Below are 8282 nucleotides of genomic sequence, written 5' to 3'. Positions count from 1 at the left end.
GCGGGGGCGCCGATTGCGCGCAACGCGGCGGTGGTGGATGCGGGGCTGGAGGCCAGCGTGGGCCGGCTGACCACGATGGGGCTGAGCTACAGCGGGCAGTTCGGCGACGGCAACACCGACCATGCCGGCATGCTGTATGTCAAGACGCGGTTCTAAGCGCGGGTTGGCTGGATCGCGTATTTGGCGTCGGCGCATGAACTTGCCGCATGGCGTGTAGGCCTGGCCGGGGCCGCAAGTCCGGCTTTGAAGGCGAGCCAGTCGCCATGCAGTAAAACAGCCCACCGTCCCAAGACGGTGGGCTGTTTTATCGAGCGGGACGTTCGGCCTGTGTTTAGTCTTCGCGGCGCAGGTGCGGAAACAGGATGACGTCGCGGATGCTGGGGCTGTCTGTGAGCAGCATGACCAGCCGGTCGATGCCTATGCCGCAGCCGCCTGTGGGGGGCATGCCGTACTCCAGGGCGCGTATGTAATCGGCGTCGTAGTACATGGCTTCTTCATCGCCCGCATCCTTGGCCTGGACCTGGGCCTGGAAGCGCGCCGCCTGATCCTCGGGGTCGTTCAGCTCGGAAAAGCCGTTGGCGATTTCGCGGCCCGTCATGAACAGCTCGAAGCGTTCGGTGATGCCGGATTGGGTGTCCGAGGCGCGCGCCAGCGGTGAAACCTCGACCGGGTAGTCGATGATGTAGGTGGGGTTCCACAACTTGGCTTCGGCGGTTTCCTCGAACAGGGCCAGTTGCAGGGCGCCGACGCCCGCATGGGCCAGCACGGGGCTGTCGACATCGACGCGGTGCTTTTTAAGTTCGGTCCGCAGGAAAGCCTGGTCGTTCAATTGCTCGGCGGTGTAGCCGGGCGCGTACTTGAGAATGGCCTGGACTATGGTAAGCCGGTCGAAAGGCTGGCTGAGGTCCAGGGTTTTTTCCTGGTAGGTAAGCACGGCGCTGCCGGTGGCGGCAATGGCGGCGTTGCGCAGCAGGGATTCGGTGAATTCCATGAGCCAGCGGTAGTCGGTGTAGGCGGCGTAGAACTCCATCATGGTGAATTCGGGGTTGTGCCGCGGGCTGACGCCTTCGTTGCGGAAGTTGCGGTTCAGCTCGAACACCCGTTCGAATCCTCCGACGATGAGCCGCTTCAGGTACAGCTCGGGCGCGATGCGCAGGAACATTTCCATGTCCAGTGCGTTGTGATGCGTGGTAAAGGGCTTGGCGGTGGCGCCTCCCGGAATCGGGTGCAGCATGGGCGTTTCGACTTCCAGGAAGCCCGCGTCCAGCATGAACTTCCGGATGCTGCCTATGGCCTTGCTGCGCGCGACGAAGGTGCGGCGTGTTTCTTCCGTCATGATGAGATCGACGTAGCGCTGGCGATAGCGCAGCTCCTGGTCGGCCACGCCATGGAATTTGTCGGGCAGGGGACGCAGCGACTTGGACAGCAGCCGAACCGAGGCGGCGTGAACCGAAAGCTCTCCCTTGTTCGTCTTGAAGACCGTGCCTTCGACGGCCAGGATATCGCCGATGTCCCAGGCCTTGAACTGGCTGTATTGCTCTTCGCCAAGGCTGCTTTTGTCCAGGTAGACCTGGATGCGTCCGCTGCCGTCCTGCAGCGTGGCGAAGCTGGCCTTGCCCATGACGCGCTTGAGCATCATGCGGCCGGCGACCTTGGCCGGCTTGGCCAGTTGGGCCAGCGCATCCTTGTCGGCGTCGTCGTAGTCGCGATGCAGGTCGGCCGCCGCGCTGTCGGGCCTGAAATCGTTGGGATAGGCGATGCCGTCGGCACGCAGCCTGGTCAGTTTGCCCCGGCGCTCGGCGATCAGGTGGTTTTCATCGAGGGCTGGCGTGGAGACGGTGGGATCGGTCATGGTGAGTTTTAAGTATTAATCGGCTAAGAGTGATTGCTCGGGCGGCGAGGCGTCAGCGCAGGAGGCGGGCCGCACGATGCGGCCGCCGGTTCGCGGACAGCCTCAGACGCCTTGTTTCAGGCTGGCCTGGATGAAAGGATCCAGGTCGCCGTCCAGCACCTTTTGGGTGTTGGAGATTTCCACGTTGGTGCGCAGATCCTTGATGCGGCTTTGATCCAGTACGTAAGAGCGGATCTGGTGGCCCCAGCCCACATCGGTCTTGGCATCTTCCATTTTTTGCTGTTCGGCCATGCGCTGGCGCATTTCCAGCTCGTACAGGCGGGACTTGAGCATTTGCATGGCCTCGGCCCGGTTGCGATGCTGCGAGCGGTCGTTCTGGCACTGGACGACGATGCCGCTGGGCATGTGGGTGATGCGCACGGCCGAGTCGGTTTTGTTGATGTGCTGGCCGCCGGCGCCGCTGGCCCGGTAGGTGTCGACACGGAGATCGGCCGGATTGATTTCGATTTCGATGGAATCGTCGACCTCGGGATACACGAACACGCTGGCGAACGAGGTGTGGCGGCCGTTGGCTGAATCGAAGGGGCTTTTGCGCACCAGGCGATGCACGCCGGTTTCGGTGCGCAGGAAGCCGAAGGCGTAGTCGCCCTCGATCTTGATGGTGGCCGATTTGATGCCGGCCACTTCGCCGGGAGATTCCTCGAGCACTTCGGCCTTGAAGTCCTTGCGTTCGCAGTAGCGCAGGTACTGGCGCAGCAGGATGGAGGCCCAGTCCTGGGCCTCGGTGCCGCCGGCGCCCGACTGTATGTCCATGAAGCAGTTGAGCGGGTCGGCCGGGTTGTTGAACATGCGGCGGAACTCCAGCTCTTCGAGGCGGATTCCCAGCTTGTCGCAGTCTTGCTCTATGGCCAGCAGCGTGGCGTCGTCGTTGTCGTCGGCGGCCAGCTCGAACAGTTCTTTGGCCTCGGCCAGTCCCTGGCCGATGTCGGAGAGCGTTCCGACCACGGTCTCCAGGGCTTTTTTTTCACGGCCCAGATCCTGGGCGTGCTTGGGATCGTTCCAGACTTCGGCGCTTTCGAGTTCGGCGTTTACGACTTGCAGGCGCTCGGCTTTGGCATCGAAGTCAAAGATACCCCCGTAATGCCAGTTGACGCTCGGAGTAGTCGTCCAGGCGTGCGGCAAGTTGGTTTTGGCGTTCGGCTTCCATAGTGTTCCTGATCGTGCGGATTTTATCGACTAAACGCAGTATTTTAACTTACGTTGAGTTCCGCCCGAATGCCGCCCGACTCAAGCCGCAATGCGCACGGAATTGGCATTGCCGGCGTTTTCGCGCTGGGCGCCGGCGGCTTCCGCCTGGGGGCCAAGCTTGAAGCGGGCCACGACAGCCTGCAAGCCGTCCGCCTGCTCGAGCTGCCAGGCCGTAGCGTTGGCCGATTCTTGCGCCAGTTCGGCGTTTTTCTGTGTAATGGCGTCCATTTGCCTGACCGCGTGATTGACCTCGTGAATGCCGCGAGCCTGCTCGGCGGATGCCGCGCTGATGCCGTGCACGATGGCGTTGACTTCTTGCATCGACAGCATGATTTTTTGCATGGTCCGGCCCAGGTTTTCGATTTGCCGCGTGCCGGCCGCGACCTGGCTTTGGGAACTCTGGATGAGGGCGGAGATCTCCCTGGATGACGTCGCGGCGTGCAGCGCCAGGCTGCGCACTTCGCCGGCCACCACGGCAAATCCCCGGCCATGGGTTCCGGCCCGGGCGGCCTCGACGGCGGCGTTCAGCGCCAATATATTGGTTTGAAACGCGATATTGTTGATGATGCTGACGATTTCGGCCATTTTGGCCGAGCTTTGGCTCAAAACCTGCATCGTGCCGATCGATCGCCGGGCCTCATCGTTGCCGTTCGTGGCACTGTCGAAGGCCTGGCTGGCCAGCGTTTCCGCCCGGCCGGCATGATCCGCGTTCTGCCGGACGGTCGACGCCAGTTGCTCCATGGCCGCGGCGGTCTGCTGCAGGCCGCTGGCCTGCTCGATGCTGCGGCTGGAAAGGTCGGCATTGCCTCGGGAAATCTGCAGGGTGCTGGTGGCTATCTGTGCGCTGTGGCGGCGCACATGCCGGGCGACGTTCTGCAGGCCTAGTCCGATGCCGTTCAAGGCTTCCAGCAAGTTGCCCAGCTCATCCGCGCGGCGGATCCTGGCCGTGGCGGTCAGGTCGCCTTCGGACAGCCGGCGCGCCAGCCTCACCCCTTCGTCCAGGGGAGCTTTTATGGATCGGTACAGATAGAAAAGCGCTAGGCCGCTGCAAAGCAGCAGGGCGGCAAGCGAGCCCATGGCCAGTGCATAGGCCCGCGCGCTTTGCCCGGAGGCCGCCTGGATCTGCCCGGCATAGCGGTTGGCCAGCATGATGTCCACGTCGTTCAGATTGCGTTCGACTTCGGCGGTGGCATTGGTGTATTGTTGTCCCAATAGCATGACCCGGGCCAGCAATGGCTCGGGAAGTCCGATCTTCAAGCCTCCGCGGCCGTCGTCGAACAAGCCTTTGGCGGTGTTGATGGCTTCGGTTTCCGTCCTGGCCAGTTCCTGCGTTTTGGCATAGGTGGCTTTGAGCGTGTTCATTTCCGCAGCCGAGAAGTCCGCGTTTTCCAGTTTCTTCATCAACGGCAGCGTCAAGCCGTCGGCATCCAGGGCGCGGCCGCCCATGATGGCGGAATAATGCTGGTAGCGCTCTTCGAATTCCGGCTGCTCCACAGAGACGAACGCCAGGGCGTTGCGGGTCAGGGCCTGGGCGTATTGCCTGTATTCGGCGGTCAGTACCATTGCCCGCGCGCGCTGTGTTTCGATTTGCTTGATATGCTCGAGGCTGCGGGTCAGATTGTCCAGGGCGCCCAGGACAAGCAGCGAGAACAGGGTAAGCAGGGCAAGGAAAACAATAAAGCCTTTCTTTAGCGTGAAGCGTCGTGTCATGTCGGCATCGAATGAAGTTGTTGCAGCGCCCATTGAAAAACGTGGATGCGCCGGCATTTCATACGAGTATGGCAAGCTTGTATTGCAGCTTTGCGACGGATCGTCCAGAGGCTGGCAAGGTTAATAGCTAAAATCAACCACTCCAATAAGATCAATTAATTTTACAAATTAACGGACGCAACCTATACTGGTCACAAGTTCAGTTTTCAACCCACCCATCAACTACTAAGGAAGACAAAATATGTCCTTGATCAACACCGAAATCAAACCATTCAAAGCAACGGCTTATCACAATGGCAAGTTCGTCGATGTCAGCGAGCAGTCCCTGAAAGGCAAGTGGTCTGTCCTGGTTTTCTACCCCGCCGACTTCACCTTTGTCTGCCCCACCGAGCTCGAAGATCTGGCCGATCACTACGCCGAATTCCAGAAGCTGGGCGTCGAAATCTATAGCGTTTCCACCGACACGCACTTCTCGCACAAGGCTTGGCACGACACTTCGGACGCCATCAGCAAGGTCAACTACCCCATGCTGGCCGACCCCACCCACCTGCTGGCCAACAACTTCGGCGTGCTGATCGAAGAAGAAGGCATTGCCCTGCGCGGTACGTTCGTCATCAACCCCGAAGGCCAGATCAAGGTTCTGGAAATCCACGACAACGGCATCGGCCGCGATGCGTCCGAGCTGCTGCGCAAGGTCAAGGCTGCGCAATACATTGCCGCTCACCCCGGCGAAGTTTGCCCCGCCAAGTGGGAAGAAGGCGCCAAGACGCTGACTCCTTCGCTGGATCTGGTCGGCAAGATCTAAGTTTCAAGCTTGCTCTCTGGCCAAAAGCCGGCATCGCAATGCTTGCCGTCCGGGCTACGAGCCCGGGCGGCGCCTATCAGGCGGTTCGGATGCCGCCATCGTACCGGCGCATCCGGAATCCCATAACCATTACTTCATAAGAGAATACCAGCCATGTTAGACGCAAACCTCAAAACTCAGTTGAAATCGTATCTGGAAAAGATCTCGCAGCCGATAGAGATCGTTGCCTCGTTGGATGAGGGTGCCAAGTCGCATGAGCTGCGCGAGCTTCTGCAGGAAATCGCCGGGCTGTCCGACAAGATCACGCTGACCAAAAACAGCGCGGCGTCGGATCGCAAGCCGGCCTTCAGCATCAACCGTCCCGGCACGGATATCAGCGTGAAATTCGCGGGTATTCCCATGGGGCACGAATTCACGTCGCTGGTGCTTGCCCTGCTGCAAGTCGGCGGCCATCCCATCAAGCTGGACGACGCTGTCATCGAACAGATCCGCAATCTCGATGGCGATTATCGATTCGAAACCTATTTTTCGCTGTCGTGCCAGAACTGCCCCGACGTGGTGCAGGCTCTGAACGTCATGTCGATCATCAATCCGCGCATTCGCCACGTGGCGATCGACGGCGCGCTGTATCAGAAAGAAGTCGACGAGCGCCAGATCATGTCGGTGCCCACCGTGTATCTCAATGGCGAGATTTTCGGGCAGGGCCGCTCTGGCGTCGAGGAAATCCTGGCCAAGCTGGATACCGGTGCCAGCAGCCGCAAGGCCGAGGAACTCAACGCCAAAGAGCCGTTCGACGTGCTTATCGTGGGCGGAGGCCCGGCTGGCGCGGCGGCGGCGGTCTATGCGGCGCGCAAGGGCATCCGCACGGGCGTGGTGGCCGAGCGCTTCGGCGGCCAGGTATTGGACACGATGGCCATCGAGAACTTCATTTCCGTCAAGGAAACCGACGGGCCCAAGTTCGCGGCCGCCCTGGAAGAGCACGTCAGGGCGTACGACGTCGACATCATGAACCTGCAGCGGGCCACCGAACTGGTGCCCGGCAAGCTCATCGAGGTCAAGCTGGCCAACGGCGGCGTGCTCAAGGGCAAGACAGTCATTCTGTCCACCGGAGCGCGCTGGCGCGAAATCAACGTCCCGGGCGAAAAAGAGTACCGCAACAATGGCGTGGCCTACTGCCCGCACTGCGACGGCCCTTTGTTCAAGGGCAAGCGCGTGGCGGTAATCGGCGGCGGCAACTCGGGTGTCGAGGCGGCCATCGACCTGGCCGGCCTGGTGCAGCATGTCACGCTTATCGAGTACGACAGCCGTCTGCGCGCCGATGAAGTCCTGCAGCGCAAACTGCGTTCCCTGGGCAACGTCACGGTGATCACCTCGGCGCTGACCACCGAGATCCACGGCGACGGCAAAAAGGTGAACGGCCTGACCTACAAGGATCGCGCCTCGGACGAGCTCAAGCGGGTCGATCTGGAAGGCGTGTTCATCCAGATCGGTCTGGTTCCCAACACCGAATGGCTCAAGGGAACCGTGGCCTTGACGCGCTTCGGCGAAATCGAGGTGGATGCCCGGGGCCAGACTTCGATTCCGGGCGTGTTTGCCGCGGGCGACGTCACCACGGTGCCGTTCAAGCAGATCGTCATCGCCGCGGGCGACGGGGCCAAGGCTGCGCTGAGCGCATTCGACCACCTCATCCGCAGTTCGGTGGCCGACGAAGAGAAGGTTGCCGACGCGGCCGCAGCCTAGGGCCTGTTAGCCCACATTAAGGAGTCGCGAAGCCATGAAAAATCTGACGGATCAAGGCGCTGGGCGCCGCGCGTATGTCGATACGGGCAAGCCCGGCAACGCCGAGCCGGCGGATTTTTCATGGCTTCCCGCAGGGTTGGGGCTGAAACCGGCCGCTCGCGGCGTTGCCTCTCCTCGCAAGGCATTGAGCCTTGCTGCGGGAGGCACCTGGCGTTCAGCCGGTTTCAGCCCCAACGCGATCTCCTTAATGTGGGTTAACAGGCCCTAAGGCATACAGCAATAATCCGGGCCGGCCCATCGGCCCGGAGCCCGTGAAAGCGCATCCGTTGTGGATGCGCTTTTTGTTTTCCGGCTTGCCGATGCGCGACCCTGTTGCCGCGCCCGCCGGCCATTGCGGCGGGAAGGGTTATTCGGCGTTATGATGTGCGCTTGCCGTACGCGGATATCCGCCCGCCTGGCTACTTTATGAGTGATTGCGATGCCCTTACGTCGCTCGCCGAACCTGGCATGCCTGTGGCGCCCAAGCGTCCACGCCTGGCTGATGTGCTTCCTGATTTTCTGCGGGGTCCTGCTGGCCAACATCCCGCTTGCCGCGATAGCCGCCGATGCACCGCCGCAAGCCGCTAATATCGATGCGAGCCTGGACGAGGCCCGTTCCCAGATAGACAAGATCCAGAAACAACTGACTGCGCAGGCAGACCAGGTTCTCAGCGATGCACACCTGGTGGATTTGCGCACGTCGGCGCTGGACATCCAGTCGCGCGCCGATGCCGCCGCCTCGCTGCTGGCTCCGCAACTGGCCAGCGTTCAGGCCCGGGTCGCCGAATTGGGTACGCCCGCACCGGGCGGCCATGAGGCGGCGGATCTGGCGGGGCAGCGGCGCCAGCTTGCCAAGCACCAGGCGACTCTCGATTCCCAGTTGAAGCT

At 61.6% G+C, this 8282-nt stretch carries 6 protein-coding genes and 1 pseudogene; 4 read left to right on the top strand and 3 right to left on the bottom strand.

Annotated features, from left to right (window positions below):
* Positions 1-331 precede the first annotated feature (331 nt).
* The 3 genes from lysS to VNT00_RS12290 all read right to left on the bottom strand — a co-directional run bounded on the left by lysS (position 332) and on the right by VNT00_RS12290 (position 4810).
* Positions 332-1852: a lysine--tRNA ligase gene (lysS, locus tag VNT00_RS12300; RefSeq protein WP_325587866.1), complete on the bottom strand. Its 1521-nt coding sequence runs from the start codon at positions 1850-1852 to the stop codon at positions 332-334.
* A 102-nt stretch (positions 1853-1954) separates the two neighbouring features.
* Positions 1955-3059 (bottom strand): peptide chain release factor 2 gene (gene prfB / locus VNT00_RS12295; RefSeq protein ID WP_325587864.1). Its coding sequence is split into 2 segments (ribosomal slippage): positions 1955-2977 and positions 2979-3059, totalling 1104 coding nucleotides; the frame shifts between segments, so codons are not numbered across the junction.
* Between the two features lie 80 nt (positions 3060-3139).
* Entirely contained in the window at positions 3140-4810 is a 1671-nt protein-coding gene (locus tag VNT00_RS12290) for a methyl-accepting chemotaxis protein (RefSeq protein ID WP_325587862.1), read from the bottom strand.
* A 241-nt stretch (positions 4811-5051) separates the two neighbouring features.
* Between VNT00_RS12290 and ahpC the strand changes: the two genes are divergently transcribed.
* The 4 genes and pseudogenes from ahpC to VNT00_RS12270 form a co-directional block, all read left to right on the top strand.
* Entirely contained in the window at positions 5052-5615 is a 564-nt protein-coding gene (ahpC, locus tag VNT00_RS12285) for an alkyl hydroperoxide reductase subunit C (protein WP_325587861.1), read from the top strand.
* A 153-nt stretch (positions 5616-5768) separates the two neighbouring features.
* On the top strand, positions 5769-7355 hold the full coding sequence (ahpF, locus tag VNT00_RS12280) for an alkyl hydroperoxide reductase subunit F (protein ID WP_325587860.1): 1587 nt from the start codon (positions 5769-5771) through the stop codon (positions 7353-7355).
* Positions 7356-7389: 34 nt separating this feature from the next.
* Positions 7390-7623 (top strand): hypothetical protein, encoded by a 234-nt coding sequence (locus VNT00_RS12275; protein ID WP_325587858.1) that lies wholly within the window; start codon positions 7390-7392, stop codon positions 7621-7623.
* 210 nt (positions 7624-7833) lie between these two features.
* A pseudogene (locus VNT00_RS12270) lies at positions 7834-8282 on the top strand (hypothetical protein); the annotation flags it as partial.

This window comes from Eoetvoesiella sp., assembly GCF_035555955.1.
Taxonomy (GTDB): Bacteria; Pseudomonadota; Gammaproteobacteria; order Burkholderiales; family Burkholderiaceae_B; genus Eoetvoesia.
Note: the sequence above shows the minus strand (reverse complement) of the source record. Positions and strands in the feature narration are given on the sequence as shown.